This window comes from Kitasatospora humi, from assembly GCF_020907985.1.
GTDB lineage: Bacteria > Actinomycetota > Actinomycetes > Streptomycetales > Streptomycetaceae > Kitasatospora > Kitasatospora humi.
The window spans coordinates 202,277-220,268 of sequence record NZ_JAJJPA010000008.1 but is presented as its reverse complement, the minus strand read 5'-3'; the positions used below and the strand labels follow the sequence as shown (position 1 = coordinate 220,268).

Annotated in this window: 31 protein-coding genes and 1 tRNA gene; 28 read left to right on the top strand and 4 right to left on the bottom strand. The window is 70.3% G+C overall.

Features of this window, described 5'->3' with window-relative positions; translation table 11 throughout:
- The first annotated feature begins 183 nt into the window (after positions 1 to 183).
- The 3 genes from LN042_RS11690 (at position 184) to LN042_RS37985 (ending at position 2,172) form a co-directional block, all read left to right on the top strand.
- Positions 184 to 402, top strand: a complete 219-nt coding sequence (locus LN042_RS11690) for a hypothetical protein (protein WP_230051071.1) — start codon at positions 184 to 186, stop codon at positions 400 to 402.
- Between the two features lie 188 nt (positions 403 to 590).
- Complete coding sequence (gene lysA / locus LN042_RS11685; RefSeq protein ID WP_443667701.1) at positions 591 to 1,823, top strand: diaminopimelate decarboxylase; 1,233 nt, start codon at positions 591 to 593, stop codon at positions 1,821 to 1,823.
- 271 nt (positions 1,824 to 2,094) lie between these two features.
- Positions 2,095 to 2,172, top strand: coding sequence for a hypothetical protein (locus LN042_RS37985; protein ID WP_372495717.1), 78 nt, complete (start codon positions 2,095 to 2,097; stop codon positions 2,170 to 2,172).
- Between the two features lie 576 nt (positions 2,173 to 2,748).
- On the opposite strand, the gene LN042_RS11675 is transcribed toward LN042_RS37985, so the two are convergent.
- The 3 genes from LN042_RS11675 to LN042_RS11665 form a co-directional block, all read right to left on the bottom strand.
- A tRNA-OTHER gene (locus LN042_RS11675) sits at positions 2,749 to 2,838 on the bottom strand.
- 100 nt (positions 2,839 to 2,938) lie between these two features.
- Complete coding sequence (locus LN042_RS11670) at positions 2,939 to 4,081, bottom strand: tyrosine-type recombinase/integrase (protein WP_504871024.1); 1,143 nt, start codon at positions 4,079 to 4,081, stop codon at positions 2,939 to 2,941.
- A gap of 494 nt (positions 4,082 to 4,575) precedes the next feature.
- Positions 4,576 to 4,935, bottom strand: coding sequence for a helix-turn-helix transcriptional regulator (locus LN042_RS11665; protein WP_220140258.1), 360 nt, complete (start codon positions 4,933 to 4,935; stop codon positions 4,576 to 4,578).
- Positions 4,936 to 5,441: 506 nt separating this feature from the next.
- On the opposite strand from LN042_RS11665, the gene LN042_RS11660 reads away from it, so the two are divergent.
- From LN042_RS11660 to LN042_RS11555, 22 genes are all read left to right on the top strand, one after another.
- The gene (locus tag LN042_RS11660; RefSeq protein ID WP_141635357.1) at positions 5,442 to 5,684 is read left to right on the top strand and encodes a terminase small subunit; all 243 of its coding nucleotides are present in this window, start codon (positions 5,442 to 5,444) and stop codon (positions 5,682 to 5,684) included.
- 98 nt (positions 5,685 to 5,782) lie between these two features.
- Positions 5,783 to 6,124 carry a hypothetical protein gene (locus tag LN042_RS11655; protein ID WP_230051069.1) on the top strand — a complete coding sequence of 114 codons (342 nt, stop codon included), beginning with the start codon at positions 5,783 to 5,785 and terminating at the stop codon, positions 6,122 to 6,124.
- On the top strand, positions 6,121 to 6,552 hold the full coding sequence (locus LN042_RS11650) for a hypothetical protein (protein WP_230051068.1): 432 nt from the start codon (positions 6,121 to 6,123) through the stop codon (positions 6,550 to 6,552). Before LN042_RS11655 ends, LN042_RS11650 begins: the two co-directional genes overlap by 4 nt.
- Positions 6,549 to 7,112 carry a hypothetical protein gene (locus tag LN042_RS11645; RefSeq protein ID WP_230051067.1) on the top strand — a complete coding sequence of 188 codons (564 nt, stop codon included), beginning with the start codon at positions 6,549 to 6,551 and terminating at the stop codon, positions 7,110 to 7,112. Before LN042_RS11650 ends, LN042_RS11645 begins: the two co-directional genes overlap by 4 nt.
- A complete protein-coding gene (locus tag LN042_RS11640) occupies positions 7,112 to 7,282 on the top strand; it encodes a hypothetical protein (RefSeq protein ID WP_230051066.1) in 171 nt (56 codons plus the stop codon). Before LN042_RS11645 ends, LN042_RS11640 begins: the two co-directional genes overlap by 1 nt.
- Positions 7,279 to 7,608, top strand: a complete 330-nt coding sequence (locus LN042_RS11635; RefSeq protein ID WP_230051065.1) for a hypothetical protein — start codon at positions 7,279 to 7,281, stop codon at positions 7,606 to 7,608. Before LN042_RS11640 ends, LN042_RS11635 begins: the two co-directional genes overlap by 4 nt.
- Before the next feature lie 54 nt (positions 7,609 to 7,662).
- Positions 7,663 to 8,559: a PD-(D/E)XK nuclease-like domain-containing protein gene (locus LN042_RS11630; protein WP_230051064.1), complete on the top strand. Its 897-nt coding sequence runs from the start codon at positions 7,663 to 7,665 to the stop codon at positions 8,557 to 8,559.
- The gene (locus LN042_RS11625; protein WP_230051063.1) at positions 8,556 to 9,446 is read left to right on the top strand and encodes a hypothetical protein; all 891 of its coding nucleotides are present in this window, start codon (positions 8,556 to 8,558) and stop codon (positions 9,444 to 9,446) included. Before LN042_RS11630 ends, LN042_RS11625 begins: the two co-directional genes overlap by 4 nt.
- Positions 9,443 to 10,162, top strand: a complete 720-nt coding sequence (locus tag LN042_RS11620) for an exonuclease domain-containing protein (protein WP_230051062.1) — start codon at positions 9,443 to 9,445, stop codon at positions 10,160 to 10,162. Before LN042_RS11625 ends, LN042_RS11620 begins: the two co-directional genes overlap by 4 nt.
- A gap of 8 nt (positions 10,163 to 10,170) precedes the next feature.
- Complete coding sequence (locus LN042_RS11615) at positions 10,171 to 10,983, top strand: hypothetical protein (RefSeq protein WP_230051061.1); 813 nt, start codon at positions 10,171 to 10,173, stop codon at positions 10,981 to 10,983.
- Positions 10,980 to 11,402: a WhiB family transcriptional regulator gene (locus LN042_RS11610; protein ID WP_230051060.1), complete on the top strand. Its 423-nt coding sequence runs from the start codon at positions 10,980 to 10,982 to the stop codon at positions 11,400 to 11,402. Before LN042_RS11615 ends, LN042_RS11610 begins: the two co-directional genes overlap by 4 nt.
- Before the next feature lie 52 nt (positions 11,403 to 11,454).
- On the top strand, positions 11,455 to 12,096 hold the full coding sequence (locus tag LN042_RS11605) for a hypothetical protein (RefSeq protein WP_230051059.1): 642 nt from the start codon (positions 11,455 to 11,457) through the stop codon (positions 12,094 to 12,096).
- A gap of 107 nt (positions 12,097 to 12,203) precedes the next feature.
- Positions 12,204 to 12,725, top strand: a complete 522-nt coding sequence (locus tag LN042_RS37680; protein WP_230051058.1) for an Lsr2 family DNA-binding protein — start codon at positions 12,204 to 12,206, stop codon at positions 12,723 to 12,725.
- A gap of 89 nt (positions 12,726 to 12,814) precedes the next feature.
- Positions 12,815 to 13,732, top strand: a complete 918-nt coding sequence (locus LN042_RS11595) for a hypothetical protein (protein WP_230051057.1) — start codon at positions 12,815 to 12,817, stop codon at positions 13,730 to 13,732.
- An 89-nt stretch (positions 13,733 to 13,821) separates the two neighbouring features.
- Complete coding sequence (locus tag LN042_RS11590; protein ID WP_230051056.1) at positions 13,822 to 14,022, top strand: hypothetical protein; 201 nt, start codon at positions 13,822 to 13,824, stop codon at positions 14,020 to 14,022.
- Positions 14,019 to 14,306 (top strand): hypothetical protein, encoded by a 288-nt coding sequence (locus LN042_RS11585; RefSeq protein WP_230051055.1) that lies wholly within the window; start codon positions 14,019 to 14,021, stop codon positions 14,304 to 14,306. The genes LN042_RS11590 and LN042_RS11585 overlap by 4 nt, the downstream gene beginning before the upstream one ends.
- Positions 14,307 to 14,308: 2 nt before the next feature.
- Positions 14,309 to 14,566, top strand: coding sequence for a helix-turn-helix domain-containing protein (locus tag LN042_RS11580; protein WP_230051054.1), 258 nt, complete (start codon positions 14,309 to 14,311; stop codon positions 14,564 to 14,566).
- A 3-nt stretch (positions 14,567 to 14,569) separates the two neighbouring features.
- On the top strand, positions 14,570 to 14,731 hold the full coding sequence (locus LN042_RS11575) for a hypothetical protein (RefSeq protein ID WP_230051053.1): 162 nt from the start codon (positions 14,570 to 14,572) through the stop codon (positions 14,729 to 14,731).
- Positions 14,728 to 15,477, top strand: a complete 750-nt coding sequence (locus LN042_RS11570; protein ID WP_230051052.1) for a hypothetical protein — start codon at positions 14,728 to 14,730, stop codon at positions 15,475 to 15,477. Before LN042_RS11575 ends, LN042_RS11570 begins: the two co-directional genes overlap by 4 nt.
- Positions 15,474 to 15,650, top strand: coding sequence for a hypothetical protein (locus LN042_RS11565; protein ID WP_230051051.1), 177 nt, complete (start codon positions 15,474 to 15,476; stop codon positions 15,648 to 15,650). The genes LN042_RS11570 and LN042_RS11565 overlap by 4 nt, the downstream gene beginning before the upstream one ends.
- 116 nt (positions 15,651 to 15,766) lie before the next feature.
- Positions 15,767 to 16,297: an RNA polymerase sigma factor gene (locus tag LN042_RS11560; RefSeq protein ID WP_230051050.1), complete on the top strand. Its 531-nt coding sequence runs from the start codon at positions 15,767 to 15,769 to the stop codon at positions 16,295 to 16,297.
- A 56-nt stretch (positions 16,298 to 16,353) separates the two neighbouring features.
- The gene (locus LN042_RS11555) at positions 16,354 to 16,632 is read left to right on the top strand and encodes a hypothetical protein (protein ID WP_230051049.1); all 279 of its coding nucleotides are present in this window, start codon (positions 16,354 to 16,356) and stop codon (positions 16,630 to 16,632) included.
- Between the two features lie 53 nt (positions 16,633 to 16,685).
- On the opposite strand, the gene LN042_RS11550 is transcribed toward LN042_RS11555, so the two are convergent.
- Positions 16,686 to 16,973 carry a hypothetical protein gene (locus LN042_RS11550; protein WP_230051048.1) on the bottom strand — a complete coding sequence of 96 codons (288 nt, stop codon included), beginning with the start codon at positions 16,971 to 16,973 and terminating at the stop codon, positions 16,686 to 16,688.
- A gap of 165 nt (positions 16,974 to 17,138) precedes the next feature.
- Between LN042_RS11550 and LN042_RS11545 the strand changes: the two genes are divergently transcribed.
- The 3 genes from LN042_RS11545 to LN042_RS11535 all read left to right on the top strand — a co-directional run bounded on the left by LN042_RS11545 (position 17,139) and on the right by LN042_RS11535 (position 17,986).
- Positions 17,139 to 17,501 carry a hypothetical protein gene (locus LN042_RS11545; protein ID WP_230051047.1) on the top strand — a complete coding sequence of 121 codons (363 nt, stop codon included), beginning with the start codon at positions 17,139 to 17,141 and terminating at the stop codon, positions 17,499 to 17,501.
- Positions 17,502 to 17,561: 60 nt separating this feature from the next.
- Positions 17,562 to 17,765, top strand: a complete 204-nt coding sequence (locus LN042_RS11540; protein WP_230051046.1) for a hypothetical protein — start codon at positions 17,562 to 17,564, stop codon at positions 17,763 to 17,765.
- A gap of 77 nt (positions 17,766 to 17,842) precedes the next feature.
- Complete coding sequence (locus LN042_RS11535; RefSeq protein WP_230051045.1) at positions 17,843 to 17,986, top strand: hypothetical protein; 144 nt, start codon at positions 17,843 to 17,845, stop codon at positions 17,984 to 17,986.
- The last annotated feature ends 6 nt before the right edge of the window (positions 17,987 to 17,992 follow it).

Below are 17,992 nucleotides of genomic sequence, written 5' to 3'. Positions count from 1 at the left end.
GGCGCGTCAAAACCGTCCCCGATCGCGTAGCCCACGCGTCAAGGAGGGGTGTCATCCGCACGGATCGGGTCTCCACTGGGTGACGGAGCAGAACCCGTCCGGCAGCCTCCTCTGGAGCCCGGACCTGACAGACCTCCCGCAACGCTCGCATGCGGGACCGCGCTTGGAAGGAAGCAAACGGCTATGAACACCACCCTGCACGACGCTGTCGAGATCAACCGTTCCCGCGGCAACTTCCCGGAGGTCGCCTCCACGCGCCGCGCGACACGCCCGAGCGATCTCCTGCCGGTGCCCGCGCTCGACCTGCTTGATCCCGGCACCGACGAGCCGGCGGACCACGTCGAGGCCGGCCGCAGGGCCGCGGGGGCGCGCTGCCGGATCGCCACGGGCTACCTGGACTGACGTTCCGCATCGGTGTGACCCCTTTCTCCCCGGCCCAAGGAGCGCAACCCATGACCCTCAGCTTCGTCCGACCGCTCGCCGACCGTTCCCCTGCAGTCGGGGTCCCTTCGGTCGACGGCCGTGCAGTGGGCAGTCCGTGGCCCGCGTCGGCGCGCACGGCCCCTGGCGGGGAAGTGCTGGTCGGTGGCGTGCGGCTGACCGAGGCCGCCGAGCGGTTCGGCACCCCGCTGTACGTGCTGGACGAGGTCGAGGTCCGGTCTCGCTGCCGGGCCTACCGCGAAGCCTTGCCGCACGCCGAAGTGCTCTACGCCGCCAAGGCGTTCCTGTGCTCCGCGACGGCCGACTGGATCGCCGAGGAGGGTCTGGGCCTGGACGTCTGCTCGGTGGGCGAGCTGCGGCTAGCCGCTGCGGCCGGGTTCCCACCGCAGCGCATGCTGCTGCACGGCAACGCCAAGACCCCTGAGGAACTGCGCCTCGCGCTGCGGCTGCGGGTCGGCCGGATCGTGATCGACGGCCTGGCCGAGATCCCCCGGCTTGCCGCGCTGGCCATCGCGGACGAACCCCAGCGCGTTCTGGTCCGGGTCCTGCCCGGTGTGGCCGCCGGCCACCACGCGGCCGTGCGGACCGGAGTGGCCGGGCAGAAGTTCGGCTTCCCGATCGCCGGCGGCGATGCGGCCGAAGCCGTCAGCCGAATCCTCGCCCAGCCGAGCCTCAATCTCGCCGGCCTGCACTGCCACCTGGGATCGCAGATCACCGAGGTCGGGCCTTTCCTGACCGCGATCGACCGGATCGTGGCCCTGCTCGCCGAGATCCGCGAGCGGCACGGCGTGCAGCTTCCCGAAATCGACCTGGGCGGCGGCCACGGCGTGCCATACCTCGCCGGGGAGCCGGAACTCGACCTCGCCGACTTCGCCGCGCGGGTTCGCGAGCGCCTCGCCTCGGCCTGCGCCGAGCACGGGCTGACCGTGCCGCGCCTGCTCGTCGAGCCCGGCCGCGCGATCGTCGCGCCCGCGGCCGTGGCGCTCTACCGCGTGCTCGTGGTCAAGCACGGCACGGACGGGCAGGTCTTCGTTGCCGTGGACGGAGGGATGAGCGACAACCCGCGCCCCGCGCTCTACGGTGCGCGCTACCAGGTCCGCCTGATCGGCCGGGACTCGAACGCCGAACCCTGCGCGGTCGACGTGGTCGGCCGCCACTGCGAGGCCGGCGACGTCCTGGTACCGGGCGCACACCTGCCAGGCGACATCCGGGCAGGTGACCTGCTGGCCGTCCCCGTGGCCGGCGCCTACCAGCTGTCGATGGCCTCCAGCTACAACCTCGTCGGCCGCCCGGCCGTGGTCGCCGTCCGAGACAGCCGGGCCCGCCAGCTGATCCGCCGCGAGACAGTGGAGGACTTCCTCAGCCGCGAGGTAGGGCGCTGACCGCCAACGCAGGCGCCACGCCCTTACGGGCAGCACTCGTCCTGTCGTGCTCCCATGTTCCAGCGCGAGCCGGAGGCCCTGCACCGACCGCAACACCTCGCACCCGCTCTCCGGGCCGGTGTCGCGGGGGTGTCGGTAGGAGCATCCGGCAAGCAAGCTGGGCTGCTGGGGTACCACGGTCGTGGTGAATCGACTGGTGCACGCCCGGTCGCCGTATCTCCAGCAGCACGCCACCACTCCCGTGGACTGGTGGGAGTGAGGAGAGGAGGCGATGTCAGAAGCAGCAAGGCGGGACGTACCCATCCCCCTCTCGGCGGGGTACGCATCCTGCCATTGGTTACATTTCTGATGATTCGTCATATGGTGTCACGTCATGGCGCACAACTCCTTTGAGGACGAGGGCGGGGTGTGGCCAACCATCTGAACAAGCGCTTCATCTCGGCGAAGGCAGACCCGGAGGAGCGGCCGAACATGGACGCGGTGCATGTAGCCACCGAGTAGAGCAGGCGGCCGATGAAGATGCTCCCGAGCACCGACGAAGGAGGCCGTTCTGCTTCCGGGCGCTTCCCACCCGAGCCCAGCGCGGGATTCCGAGCCTCCGGCAGGTGGCGGCAAGCGCTGTTGCCGACACCGCCTGGCTCCCGTCTCCCATGTCGGTGATCTAATCCAGTGTGTACTGAATGTGTACTGCACCCCGAACCGCCGCGTGCCGATGGCGGCCGACCTGCAAAGACTCACTGACCCAAACGGGTGACCCGGCTTCGCATAAGCGGAGGTCGCGGATGGTTGATGCTGAGAGCACAGAAGGCCGCCGACCTGCACTTTCGCGCAGATTGACGGCCTCCGGAGGGCATGACCTCCGCTTTTCTGAGCACTGACTCATACCCAGATCAATGTCCGATATGCCCTGAAATTTTGTCCGTTTTGGAGCCCCCTGTCGGGTTCGAACCGACGACCCCCGCTTTACAAGAACAGGAAAGCGATTGGCCGAGGTCTGGAGAGAATGAGAGGGGGCCAGAGCGCCTGACCCGATGCGCTGACCCACTCTCAATTCTGTGGATGAGAGAGACTGAGAGAGGATCAGCGATCGGGGGTTGTGGAATCGTTGTGGACTCTCAGGACACGGCCCTGAGTGTGGGCTGACCAGCAGCAACCAGAGCAGCTCGGACGGACTCGACGACCTCCGGGCCGGCGTGCGTGTAGAGCCACGTCACCTTCGACCCGCGATCATGGCCCATGATCACCTGAACGTCCTTCTCCGGCACGCCGGCATCCTTCAGTCGCGACGCGAACCGGTGCCGGTAGTCGTGGATCCTGGGCCACCACTCCGTGCGCCCCGTCTCCGGGTTGACCACCTTCCGCGCGACCCCGGCGTCCTGGATCGCCTGCACCCAGACCCGCCGGAAGTTGTGCCGGCTGAGCACGCCGCGGCGCGGGCCGACGAACAGCAGCTCTTCCGGATGCAGCTCGCCATCCTCGATGTCGGACTGCGTCGCCTTGGGCTTCCACCGCTCGATCATCACCTGGGCCGCCGCCACAGCCACCGGCGTGAGCGGCACCGTACGGAACCCCGCATTGGTCTTCGGAGCCGGCTGACGGAACAGTTGGCTGTCATCCTCGGAGAGGATCTCCTTGACGCTCGCGGTTGCCCCCTTCAGATCGACGTTGCACAGCCGCAGCCCGGTGTACTCGCCCCACCTCATGCCGGTCTCGTCAGCGAAGTCGAGCAGCGGCCGGTAGTACTCCGGCAGGTGAGCCCGGATCAGCGCGCACTGCTCGTCGCTCGGGGGTGCCAGCTCATCAGCATGCTTCGCCGCAGGCGCCTCCAGCTCGATACCGAAGGTCGGATTCGTTGTGATCCGCTTATCGAGGATCGCGGCCTGGAACATCTTCCGCATCAGCTCCAGCACCTTCTTGCGGGTGTGGTAGCCCTTCACCTCGTTCTGCAGCCAGCCGTCCAGGTCAATGAACCCGACGGCGGCCAGCGGCCACTCAGCCCACTTCGGCTTCACGTGGACCGACCAGAGGGACTCCTTGCGTCCCCGGGTGGTAGGCCGGCCCTTCTTCGTCTGGGTCGGCCACCACTTCGCGTACCAGTCTCCGATCTTCATCTGGCCGCGCTTCGGGTCCAGGTAGGTGCCCTGACGGACCGTTGTGCGGACCTGGTCGAGGAAGGCGTCCGCGTCGCCCTTCTTGGTGAAGTTCTTCGCCTTCTGCTTGCCGTCCGGCCCGCGGTATCGGGCTTGCCAGGATCCGATGCAGTCTCGACGCTTCTTCCGCTCGCCGGGGTACTCCTCCAGGCAGGCGGCACATCCGCAGCTCTTGCTTCTGAGCTGGCGGGGGTTGTTCAGTGCCCTACGAGGCAACGCAGGCCCCTTCGCTCGTGTGTCTCTGGGCAGGCACCCGGTAGGCCTCCACGGGTGCCCCGCACCAACACACTGCCTCATCGTCGGGCTGCGGGATGCCGAGTTCGGCCAACACGGCCCGAACGGCGATAAGTTCGCTGGCGCAGGAGAGGCCGGCGGGGATGGTGATGACGCGGAGTTGGGCGTTCCAGGGGTGGGCAGGAGTAGGGCTGCGGTGGACCAGGATGCACATGCGTCCCCCTCGGGGCATGGGTGGCCATCAGTGCCCGCTGGGGGAGGACGGTGCAGCGGAGTCTGGGCACACGAACATACCGCCGCCTCGCCGGTTGCGCGAGCGCCTAAGCTGATCTACGCGCGAGGCGCCACGAAATCGTGGCATATGCCAGTTACATCTGATGGTCGTCGGCGGCGAGAGCCGCGAGCTGCCGTTCCACGATGCGCTGCTCGTCGGCGGTCAGGCGACGATACAGCGCCAGGATCCGTTCCTCGGCGTCGGGGGCGAGCGGGCCGGGCACGCGGCGATTCGCGGCGGCGAACACGCGCTCGCGGGGCTCGCTGAGGGCGTCGGCGAGCTTGTCGCAAGACTTGCGGGAGGGCATGCGGGCACCGTTCACCCAGGTGTTGACGGCGGCAACGGACACGCCGGCCCGGCGCGCGATCTCGGTCTGGGTGAGTTCGGGACGTGCGTCCTGGACCCGCCGGATCAGCTGCGGGAGCGTTTCGGTGCCCTCGTGGAGCTCGTCCATAGCGCAAGCATGCCAAACGGTCTTCTACGTTTACAAGCAGACTGTAGAAGGGTGGCGCAAACTCGCCCACACTAGGACGCTTGTTCGATTAACCGCAAGCCTCGAACAGCACTCGGGAATCCTCTCCACTACTCCCTTGACCATGCTTCTACATCTACTGTAGAAATGTGGATGTCAGCGGCAAGCAGCGCAGCTGACGCCCCTATCCACGAGGTCCTGCATGTCCCGCCTGCACCGCAAGAGGAACGGCCAGCCCCTCCGTGACGCCATGAAGGCCGGCGGATGGTCGATACCCAAGCTCGCCGAGGCCACCAAGACGATGGATCCCCTCGGGCGCGGTGTGAGTCGGTCGGCTGTCGGAGTACTCGTCGCCCAGGGGTCGTCAGCGCGGAAGCGATGCCGCATCCGTACCGCATGGCTGATTGCCGACGCACTCGGCCAGCCGCTCCAGGACCTGTTCGACATGCCTGGAGCTTCTACTTCTACAGAAGAAAGGTCAATAGCCGATGACCGTCAGCACGCTGCCGGCCCCGCTGCTTAAGCAGGCCGAGCTGGAGACCTACTACGGCGTCTCCGATTGGACCGTCAACAAGTGGGTCCGCGACGGGTGCCCCGTCACGCGACTCCGCGGCGGTGGCCGCCGGTTCGACCTCGACGAGGTCAAGGCGTGGCACGCCGAAGAGGCGCCCGCCGACCAGAAGGCGAGGGCCGCGCGGGCCCGGGACGCGCTGGCCCGCCGCACCGCCTGATCCACCCCAGACCTGTGGGTGGGCCGCCCCGGAATTCCAGCCCAGGGGCGACCCGAGCCCACCTCACCCAGACAGAACAACGAAGGAGGCAGGCCCTCATGGAGCCTACCGAGATCATCATCCCTCCGGCACCGCACCCCCTGCGTGCCGCCGCCGGGTTGCTCACCGCGGCGCTCAACCTGGCGCGTCTGTACCCGCAGCTGCCGGCCACGGTCGTGGAGGCGCGGAACGGTGTGCTGGCGGTGTTCCTCCACGAGGCGGACGCGGACACGTTCGACGCGTGGGTGCGGGAGCTGGGCCTGGAGGAGTGGCCCCCGAGCGAGTACGAGTACCGCGGCGAGACGCACTGGAAGCTGAAGGCGGTCGGGCGGTACGCCGAGGTTCAGGTCGAGGTGTCGGCGTACCCCGCCCCGCAGCGTGGGTCGGCGGTGGCGGCGTGAGCCGGGAGCCGATCAGCGAGGAGCGGCTGGCCGCGCTCCGGGAGATGCAGCTCGACACGATCGTGCCGCAGGCCGCGCGCTGGAACCCGACGACCCGCCGCCAGGCCGAGCACTGGCTGAACCTGATGGCGCCGGTGATCCGTGAGCTGCTGGACGAGATCGACGAGCTCGATGCGGACCTGGACGACGCGGAGGGCGAGCTGGATGCGGCGCTCACCGAGCTGAAGCGGCTGGCTCCGGAGCAGGCTGAGTCGAAGCACGAGCCCGTGATCAGCGCGGTGTGGCTTGAACGCGTGGACGGCCGCCAGCGGCGGGTGCGGTGGCGCGAGGACGGGAAGCAGCGGTCGCAGACCTTCAAGAGGCTGGCCGACGCGCGCTGCGCCTACGAGGACCTGCGGCGCCGGCAGTACCGCGGCGGTGCTCGATGAGCGCCCGGGAGCCGCTGAGCGCGGCGCAGTTGGAGAGCATCGAGCGCCTGCTGTCGCGGGTGACGCCGGGCCAGTGGGTGGTGCGGCCGCAGTCGGCCGGCGACTCGCAGGTGGCTGCTGCGGATGGTGGCGTGGTCGCGTTCGGTGTGCGGGCTGCGGGCGATGCCACGTTCGTGGCGGGGGCGCCGGAGATCGTGCGGCTGTTGGTCGCCGAGCTGGGCTGGCTGGCCGCTGAACTGGCGGACGCCCGGGGCCTGATGGCGAAGACGGCGGACAACCTGGACGTGCTGGCCGGTGGTGACGGCGAGCTGACGGTGTGGCATGCCCGCAACGGTGACATCCCGCTGGGCACCTACACGCACCGCGAGGACGCGCAGGCGCACTGCGCGGACTGGTATGCCGCCACCTTCCCGGACCCCGTCACCTGGTACGAGGACGCGGAGAGCGACGGCGGCCTGCGGATGCACGTGGGGCACCCGGACGGCGAGGAGCTGGAGTCCGACTACGTCGTGCTCCCGGGCGCCGTGCGGACCTCCTACGACCCGGACGAGGAGGCGTGATGGACCACACCACCCTGCTGGTCACGCTGATCAGCCTGACCGTCTGGGCGCTGCTGTTCCTGGCGATGGCCAGTGACCTCCCCGCCCGGGTGCGCCGCCGCCGGGCCCGTGCCGCCCGCCGCCGTGTCCGTCCCCTCCGGTACGTCCCTACTCAGAGGAGCGCCCGATGAAGCTGCTGCCCCTGCTCCGTTTGCTCCGCCGTCCCACCGTCGAGCCGTGGCCGGGCAACCCGCGCACCGTCGCGGACGACCTGCGCGTGGCCCAGGAGCACGAGGCCGAGCTGGCCGCTGAGTTGACGGCCGCCCGGCAGCGGGCCGACGTCGCCGACGCCCGGACTGCGGCCGCCGGCCTGCGCGCCGACGACGTCGAGCGGCAGTTGGCCCAGGTTCGCCGCGAGCTGCGCGCCGTCCGCGAGCAGCTGCACAACGCCATGGGCTACGACGACGCCGAGTTGGCCGCGATCGACGCTGGCACCGGCCAGCCCCGCAAGGCCTGACACCCACGAGTTCGGCCGGGCGCCCACCGAGCCCGGCCAAACAGGAGACACCTGATGACCATCACCTCGCTGCCGGGGTCGACTGCCCCGGCCGCCGGGCCCATCATCACGGAGCCCGGCGTCTACGAGATGACGAATGAGCAGTACCACGTCGACCCGGTCCCGGGCGGCTCCCTCTCTTCCTCTGGCGCCCGTCGGCTGCTGGCCCCCGGGTGCCCCGCCCTCTTCGATTACGAGCGACGCCACCAGCGCACGCCGCGGCCGCAGTTCGACATCGGCCAGGCCGCGCACCTGCTGGTGCTCGGCTCGGGCCCGGAACTGGTCATTGTCGACGCGGCGGACTGGCGGACGAAGGCTGCGCAGACCGAACGGGCGGCGGCCCGGGAAGCTGGCGCGGTACCAGTTCTGCGGCACGAGTTCGAGCAGCTACAGGCGATGGCGGAGGCGATCCGCCGTCACCCGGTGGCCGGGGCACTGTTCAACCCGGCGTACGGGCGCCCAGAGCAGTCGCTGTTCTGGCAGGACACGGCGGCCCGAGTGTGGCGGCGAGCCCGGCTGGACTGGCTGCCGAACCCGGGCGGGGGCCGGCTGATCGTGCCCGACTACAAGACCACCGTCAGCGCCGCGACCGACGCGATCGAGCGCTCGGTCCACTCCTACGGCTACCACCAGCAGGCCGCTTGGTACCTGGACGCGGTACGCGCGCTCGGCCTGGCCGACGACAGTGCGGTGTTCGTGTTCGTCTTCCAGGAGAAGACGGCGCCCTACCTGGTGCGGGTGGTGCAGCTGTCCGCGTCGGCGATGCGGATCGGTCGGCACCTCAACCGCAAGGCCATCTCGACCTACGCAGAGTGCACGGCCGCCGACCGCTGGCCGGGCTACTCCGACGACATCGACGTCATCTCGCTGCCCGCGTGGGCAGAGAACAAGCACCTCCAGGAGATGCAGTGAATTACCCCGCCGAGCAGTACATGCAGGCAGCTGCTGCCCCGGGCCGTGTCGGCCAGGGCACCGCGGTGGAGCAGTCCCGGGCGGTGGCGGAGGTCCAGGCTGCCGTCATGGTGGCCCGCCAGTTCCCCCGGGTTGAGGCCTACTCCATCTCCCGCATGACGGAGGCGTGCAAGCAGCCGGCCCTCGCGAAGCGCGCGTTCTACAGCTTCCCCAAGGGCGGCTCTACGGTGGCCGGTGAGACGATTCACCTGGCCAAAGAGCTGGCGCGTTGCTGGGGCAACATCCAGTACGGCCTCGTGGAACTGCGGCGTGACGACGAGTTCGCCCAGTCCGAGATGCAGGCCTGGGCGTGGGACATGGAGTCCAACGAGCGCGTCTCCACGACGTTCATCGTGCCGCACGCCCGGTGGGCGCAGAACAAGGCGCAGAGGCTGTCGGACTTCCGCGACATCTATGAGAACAACAGCAACAACGGGTCGCGTCGCCTCCGCGAGATGATCTTCTCGGTGCTGCCGGTCTGGTACATCGAGCAGGCCAAGGATCTGTGCACCGCAACCCTCAAGCACGGGGGCGGCGTCCCGCTCCCGCAGCGCATCGCGCAGGCCACCAGCGCCTACCAGGCTCGCGGCATCACCACCGAGCAGCTGGAGGATAACCGGGGCCGGAAGGTTACCAACTGGACCGACATGGACCTTGCGCAGCTGGAGATCCTCTACCAGTCGCTACAGCGAGGCGAGGTCACCCGGGACGAGGCGTTCCCCGAGCAGCGGGTGACCGTTGCTGAGGTCGCTCGCGCCGCCGCCCCTCAGGCCGCCGTCAGCGGCGACGAGGTGTCCTCGGGCCCGCTGTCGCACGAGTGGACCGACGAGCATGGTGGTGCCGAGTGAACTGGCACACCAGCCGCCTGGCCGCGTTCGACACGGAGACCACCGGACTCGACGTCGAGTCCGACCGGATCATCACGGCCGCCCTGGTTGAGGTCGGCGGCGGCCAGCGGGCTGTCACCCGGGCGTGGATGGCCAACCCGGGCGTACCAATCCCGCGCGCCGCGACGCGAGTGCACGGCATCACTAACACGCAGGCCCGTGGTGCCCGCCCGGCCGCTGAGGTGGTCTCCGAGATCGCAGCCGCGATCGTCACCCAGGCCCGGGCCGGCGTGCCGCTGGTGGTGATGAACGCGCCGTACGATCTTACGCTCCTGGACCGCGAGTTGGCCCGGCACGGGCTGCCATCGCTCGCTGAGCAGCTCGGCGACACCGATCTGCACGTCATCGATCCGCTGGTAATCGACCGCCAGGCCGACCGCTGGCGCAAGGGCTCCCGCAACCTGGAGTCCCTCGCCAAGCATTACGGGGTGGAGGTCGGCCGGGCGCACACCGCCAACGCGGACGCCCTCGCCGCGGCCCGCATTGTCGGTGAGATCGCCCAGCGCTACCCGAACATCCAGGGCTGGACACTGGAGCACCTGCACTGGATGCAGGTGGAGTGGGCGGCCGGGCAGGCCTTCGACCGGCAACAGTACCGGCGCAAGACCGACCCGTCCGCCGTGGTGAACGGCGAGTGGCCGATGATCCCCCGACCGCGCACTGGCGGTGCCCGGTGAGTGCCCGCATGGAGGAGTTCGACCATGGCGACGCCCGCCGCTACCGGCGCGGCTGCCAGTGCCGGCAGTGCGTCAGCGCGGTGACTGCCGAGGTGAAGTACCACAAGTACCTGCGTGACACCGGGCGCGGATTGCTCCGCAGCCCAGACCGGGCGGCCGCCAGGGTGCATGCGCTTCGCGCGGCCGGCTGGACGGACCTCCAGATCCGCGAGGTCTCGGGTGTGGGAAACGAAGTGCTCTACCGGTTGCTGCGCGGGGGGCGGATCCATGTGCGCACCGAGCAGCGGATCTTGGCCATCCACGTGGCCACGGTCGGTCCGGTCAGCGGCGCCGCACACATCAGCGTGGTCGGCACGCAGCGACGCCTGCGCGCCCTGCTCGTTGCTGGCTGGCCCGGTGCGGAACTCGCCCGCAGGCTCGGCGTCGACAAGCAGCAGATCCACCACCATCTGAAAGCGCCCGACACCAGCGGGGTTGAGATCGCAACAGCCGCCCGAGTCCGTGCCCTGTTCGAGGAGCTGTGGCCCCTCCAACCGGAACGGAACGGGGTGGCTGCCCATCTCGCTCTGCGGGCCCGGCGCCTTGCTCAACGGCACGGTTGGCACCCGGCCGCCGTGTGGGACGACATGGACAACCCTGACGAGCAGCCCAACTACGGCCCCGACACGCCCCGGGTGACGGCGCTGGTCGAGGACACGTCCGAGCTGGCTCGGCAGGGCCTGTCTCGGGACGTGATCGCTGACCGGCTGGGCGTCACCTGGAGCGCAATCCAGAAGGCCCACGAGCGCGCCGGAGCGCAGCTACCGGAGCTGGCCGCATGACCGCCACCCTCCGCGCCAACACCGCGCTGCCCTGCCAGGCCGATCCGGACCTGTTCTTCGCGCCCGACGGCGTGCGAGACACACGGCAGCGTGTCGACAACGCCAAGGCGCTGTGCCAGCTCTGTCCGATCCGGGTCGCCTGCCGCGAGGAGGGGCGACGCCTGCGCGCAGCCGGCATCTGGGGTGGCGAGGACGACACCGAGCGCGGCTCTGTGCTGGCTGCGCTCGGCCCGGCACCGGCTGTGGAGGCATCCGCGACGGCCGCACCCGCTCGCCGACAGCCGCCCGAGCACGGTACGCGGCCCGGCTACCAGCGGCGCCGCCGCCGCGGTGAGACCGCGTGCGAGCCCTGCCGCATCGCCAACACCCAGGCTGACCGGCGCCTCCGCACCACCGGCAGCACGAAGGCCCCCGCATAGAAACCCCCGCCGCCCGGGCCGTCCCCGGGCGGCTCCGCCCCTGGAGCACACCATGCGCAGCACCACCACCGCCGGGCTCCTCGCCCAGGCGATCGCCCGCACCGAACCGCACGTCCGGCACGCCGACGACCGGCCCGAACTCGGCGCCATCCGGCTCGACGCCACCGCCACCCACCTCTACGCCATCGCAACCGACCGCTACACCCTCGCCATCGACCAGATCGCCGCCACTACCCCCACGCCGTGGCACGCCCACCTCCACCGCGTGGATATCCCGCAGGTCCAGCTCTGGCTCGACGGCATCAACCCCGACGAGGAGATCCGCATCGGAGTCGCACCCAGCGGCGAGGGGACCGCGATAACCCTGCGGTGCGGTCACGACATGCTCCGCATCGTCAACCGCCGCCCGGAGCAGCACCAGTTCCCGAACTGGCGGCAGATAGTCACCGAGAAGCTCGGCGCCCCGACCGACCCCGTCAACCTGACCGCCTACAACCCCAACTACCTGGCCAGGTTCGCCGCGGTCGACCAACTCGGCTTGCACGCCTGGCAGGCGGGTCCGCGACGGCCTCTGTTCCTGGCCAGTGACGACGGATTCCTCGGAATGGTGATGCCCGCCAACAACGAGACCGCGAACCGGGCCGCGCTGGTCGCCGAGTGGTCGAGCGCCCTCATGCCGGTCGGTGCCCGATGACCATCGCAGCGCTCCAGGCCCTCATCGACGCCGAAACCTCCGGCATCCGGCGACCGCCCACGCCCCACCCCACCCGCACACCCACCACCGATCGAGGAGGATCGACCGTGGACGCTGAAACCGCCGTCGCCGTCTCCATGTACAAGGACGGCGCGACCATCGCCGCCATCACCGAGGCCACCGGCCTGACGCAGGACCAGCTCGCGGCGGCCGTGACCGCGACCGGCATTCCCTTCGCTGCCCGAACTGCCGCCGCCGACCCGGCTGGTGCCCTGATCGCGTGGGGCATGCAGCACCAGAGCAGCCGCATGCAGCGCCTCGCCGAGCAGGCCCGTGCCGCGCTCGCCGACCTCCAGCAAGCCCAGCGCCGCGAGGCCGTCGTCTCGGCCGCCGAGAACCGGGTCCAGCAGGCCAAGGAGCAGCTGCTGGCCGCCGAGCAGGCCCTGCGTGCCGCCAAGGGCAGCAGCGCCACGAGCGCACCTTCCAGGTCGCGGCCCGACCGGGTCGAGGGCGCCCGGATCCGCGCCTGGGCCCGAGAGCACGGCCACCAGGTCGGCACCGCCGGGATCATCCCGCGCCACGTGGTCGACGCCTACTACGTCGCCCACCCCCGCGCCGACGCCGCCTAACGGCCGCCCCCAGTACGGCCCGTGGCGGGGCCGGCCGCAGCCCCCCGCCACGGGCACCCAACCACCCGCACTGCCGAGAGAAGCCGCACATGCCCTGGGTCCGTCTCGATGACCGGTTCCCGTCGCACCGGAAGGTGCGCCTGCTGTCCGACGCCGCCTTCCGCCTCTACGTCTCCGCGATCTGCTGGAGCGCCGAGAACCTCACCGACGGCGTCATCAAGACGGCAGAACTGCGACTCGTTGGCGACGTTCGCGCGGCACGAAAGCGCGCTGAAGAGCTCGTGAACTGCGGGCTTTGGGAGGAACTTTCGGGAGTCGGTTGGCGTATCCACGACTATCACGAGTACAACCCCACCGCCGAGCAGGTTCGGGCCGACCGCAAGGCCAAAACTGCACGTCAGCAGCGGTGGCGCGAGAAGAAGAACGGGCAGCGCCCGTCAAGCAACGGCGACGATGTAGACGCGTCTACAGACGCGTCTCACGACGCGTCTCACGACGGTGCTGGAGACGCTGCCCCACGCGCGCGCATCCCCGACCCGACCCGACCCAGTAGTGGTACAGAGAGAGAAGAAGGTGACCGTCCCCGCGCGCAGGCGCCCGACGAGCTCTCTCTGATCCCCGAGACCTGGCAGCCGAACAGCGAGACCATCGCAGCCGCCCAGTCAGCCCGAACCGCCGCCGGCCGCCCGGTCCTCACCGGCGCCCAGCTCCAGGAGCTGACACGCAAGTTCGTCCGCCGGATGCGGTCCACCGGCTGGCTCACCACCCCCGAGGCCGCCGCGATCCGCTGGATCGAGTGGGCCGAGCGCGAGCGGCCGACCGACACCCAGCAGCCCCCGCTGTTGCTCGGCCTGCCCGGCGGCCAGACCGGGCCGGCATGGCCCCACGAGCAGCCCCAGCAGCGCACCGAACCTCGCGACGAGACCTGGACACCGCCGTCGCTCGCCGACCGCATGGCGCAACTCGACGCCCAGATCGCTGCAGACCACACCCGAGACACCGGCTGACGGGCCACCAACGCCCGCGCAACCGGCCCCCCGCCCCCACGGGACGCACGACCCACCACAGACCACCACACACCCCCTGGAGCCCCCCCATGCACGTCGTCCGCTTCCGCTGCCCCGAACCGCGCCGCTTCTGCCGCCGCGGCGTGCCCGTGGCCGTCCACACCACCGGGCCCGAGCAGGCCGCCGCCTCGATCGACCACGCCGCCTGCCGCCACATCACCCCGGCCGAGCGCGTCGAACTCGCCACCGGCACCGTCCCGAACCGACTCGCCGTCCGAGGTGACCGATGACCACCCAGCACGAGGCTCGTACCGCCCTCCACGCCGAACTCATGGCCGGCGAGGACCCCACCAGCCCCGAGTACACCGACGCCGAAGCCCGCATCCAGCGGCTGATCGACGACCACCGCGACCAGGTACTCGCCGAAGCCGCCGAGCTTGTCCTGGCCGACGCCGAGGCGCAATACCAGCGCTCGTTCAGCGACAACCGGATTTTCGAGTTCAACGGCGGCAAGCGGGCCCGGGGCGTGCTGCTCGCCGCCCGCACCACCAGCCCGACCGCCCAGGAGGCCTGACCATGCCCGAGCTGCCCCGCACCACCGCCACCGGCCGCGACTACCTGCAGTACTTCGCCCAAGCCCAGGACGCCGGCAAGCCGGTGCACGTCTACCGCGACCCCGCCAAGCCGGGCTCGGGCGTCAGCCGCCCGGCGCTCTACCGGCTCCGCCGCGACGGCCTGGTCGAGCTCGGCGACTACCGCCCGCTCCAGGGGCGCCCGGTCCACGTCACCGACCTCGGCCGCGCCGTCCTCGCTGCCCACACCACGGAGAACTGACCGATGAGCACCCAGCCGCACACCGAAGCGCAGCCCTGGCGCTGCACCAGCACCCACAACGGTCAGCGCTGCCACTACCCCACCGGGCACCACGGCCGCGACGCCGCCAACAACTGGGACCGCCACCAGGACACCGACGGAAACGAGTGGAGCGACCCCCGATGACCGCCCAGCCACTCACCGGCGAGCAGCTTGCCGCCATCCGCCAGCGCGTCAACTACGCCACCGACGGGCCGTGGTGGAACGACGAGCACGAGATCTACGCCGGCACCATCGACTCGTACGACCAGTGGGTTGGCGAGACCTGCGACCCCGGCGCGGGCGGCAGTGGCAGCAACAACGCCGAGTTCATCGCCCATGCCCGCCAGGACGTGCCCGCGCTGCTCGCCGAGGTCGAGCAACTCCGCGCCGAACACGCCCGCTACCGCGCCGCCTGGCACTCCGCCCGACACCGCGCCATCGACCTCGCCGCCGAACTCGGTGACCGCGACAAAGCCGCCCGCGAGCGATGGATCCAGCAGCAGGAGCAGCAGCTCGGCATCCACTACGCCGACTTCCGCGCCGGCCGCTGGGAAATGGACCTCGCCATGGCCCGCGAGATGGCCGCCGCCTACGTCGCCATGGCCAAGACCCTCCTGGGTGACGCCCCGAACTACAGCGAGACACGGCTGGAGTTCGACGTCAAGATCGCCGAACAGCCCGAGACCTACACCCTGGTCGTCCAACGGCACGCGTCCGACGCGCTCACCCCACACGAAGCCCGCCAGCGTGCCGAGGCCGAACGGGACCAGGCGCTCGAGCAGGTCGCCGCCGCCCGCGCCGTCCACGATCAGTGGGCCGAGCACTGCCTGGGCCCGCAGGCCCGGGCCATGCTCGCCGACCTCCAGGTGGCCCTCGGCGGCCCCGAGTGAACGCCACCACCTGGCAGACCATCGGCATCCTGGCCGCCTGCTGGACCTGCGTGGCGCTGATCATCCCCGCCGACCGCTACCTCGACCGCCGCGCCGAAAGCCGCGCCGTCATCCGCGAAGCCACACGCATCTGCCGCGAAGCCGCTGCTGACGCCCCGTCGAGCAGCAACTGACGCCCGTCACCGGCCGCACACATGGCCAGGGGCGCCCGGCCGCAAAGCCAGGCGCCCCTACGGACCCACCCGTTTGGTCACCACCGTACGCCCCAACAGCCAGCAGGAGAAGCAGGATGCACGCCCTGATCACGGCCGCTCAGGCTGGCGACCGCACCGCCATCGCCGAGCTTTACCGACAGCACCAGCCCGCCGTGCACCGATACCTCGCACGCCGGTGTCCGGCCGACCTCGCCGACGACCTGGCCCAGGACGTGTGGGTCCGGGCGCTCCAGGCGCTGCCGCGGTACCAGTCCATCGGCGCGCCGTTCGGCGCCTGGCTCGTGGCCATCGCCCACAACCTGCTCGCCGACCACCATAAGCGCTCGGCGACCCACCGCGAGGTGCTCGCCGACGACCCCGGCCGGCACCAGCACACTGCGGCCCCCGGGCCCGAAGACGAAGTGCTCGCCGAGCTGGACGCCGCCCCGGTGCGCACCGCGGTCGCCACCCTCCCGGCCGCACACCGGCAGACCCTCGCACTCACCTACTGGGCCGGGCTGACCACCGCTCAGGTCGCCGCCCGGACCGGCCGCACACCCGGCGCCGTGCGCACCATCCGCTGCCGCGCCAGCAGCACGCTCCGACGCCAACTGACGGCAGCCTGACGGGCGTCACGACGGCCGCTGACCTGCCAACGAACGCCCACACAACTGGAGGACTGGTGAGGCAAACCGTGAACTGGACCCCGAGTGTCGACCAGCTACTCGCGCTCGCGGGCCGGGCCGGCGGCAAGCCCCTGCGGTACGTGGAGGTAGCAACGCTGAAGGCAGGCATCGAGCGACTGGCCTCGGCGGCAAGCGCCGACCTTCCGCCGGCACCTGTGGCGGCTCCGGATCAGACCGCGCGTCTGCTGGAGGCCGCGCTACGCCTGTACGCGGACGTGTACGGGCTGACGCGGGAGCAGGCAGCGGCTGAGGTTCGTGCGGAGGCGGGGCTGTGAACGGGCAGCGCGAAGGGCCGCACGGCGGCGCCGGCGGCTGCGGGGCGGGGCGGCTACTCGGGCTTGCGGCCGGCGGTGCGCTTCTGCGGCTTGATGGACTTGACGGTCGGCTGTCGCTTGCGGGGGATGTCGTACTCGCGGGCGATGCCTCGTACGGTCTCGCCGGACCAGGGCAGGTGTGCGGCTACGGCGTCGTTGGTGACGTCGCGGGTTTTGAGTTCTTCGGCGACGGAGGCGCGCAGGGCGAGGCGTGCTTCTTCGGCGGCCTTCTGGGCGGCGTCGAAGGCTTCGAGGGCGGCTTTGAGCTGGTCGCTGGGCTCGTAGGTGGTTGTCTCGGTCATGCGGCCATGGTTGCACAAGTGGCTTGGCCATGACTATGGGATAGCTTCCGACAGCTAATCCAAAGATCTTGGACAAGCTTGCTTGCCCATATTGCTTGTCCAAGCCGCTTGGCCTACATTGGTTGTTGTAAGGCAAGCTACTTGGACAAGCCGCAGGAGCCACCGATGCGCCGCACGGTCACCGCGATCCGCCGCCTCACCACCATCGCCCGCCAGATCCACACCGACCTGCGCCACGCGGTCTTCGGCCTCGGCAACCTGATCCGCACCGGCGACATGCTCGACCGCCTCGGCATCGCCCTCCCCGACGGCCAGCAGTCCTGGTACGGCCGACACGTCGCCAACGCCTACCGGGCGCAGCACGAAGGCCAGGACGCCCCCAAGGCGTGGACCCGGCACCGCACTTCGGGCCGCTGGATCCGAGTCTTCGTCTACTCCCCGACCGACCCCGCGCTGCTCGCCGGCCTCCGCTCGTACAAGGCCACCGCCGGCCTCATCTCGCAGGCCTCGTTCGCGGAGGCCGCGTAGACCAACTTCGCCGCCACCCAGTCCACCCGCCCGCGCACCACCCACGCGAAAGGCAAGCCCGTGACCAACCAAACCTCCCGCTTCGTACGCGGCGATCTCGTCAGCTACATCGGCAGCAACTGGCGTGCCGGTCACGGCATCAAGCGGGTCACCGGCGTCGAGTTCATCCACGGCGTGCCCCTCTACACGCTTCACGACGAGGTGTGGGGCGGCACCCTGCGCCTGGTCCGCGAGTCGTCGCTGATCGGCCCCGAGGACGTCTGATGGCCGCCCGGGTGCCCGTCTCGTACGGGCGCCCTGCGAGGCACTCAGCCAGCCAACCCGCACCCCAGGAGCGCCCATTGGACGACGACACCTGCCACGGCTGCGGCCAGCCGGCCGACGGCCACACCGACCACAACGGCGACGCGGCCTGCACCGACTGCCTCAACACCTGGGCCGGCCAGGACGACAACGCCGAATGGCGCCACTACGCCTACCACTGAGGAGAA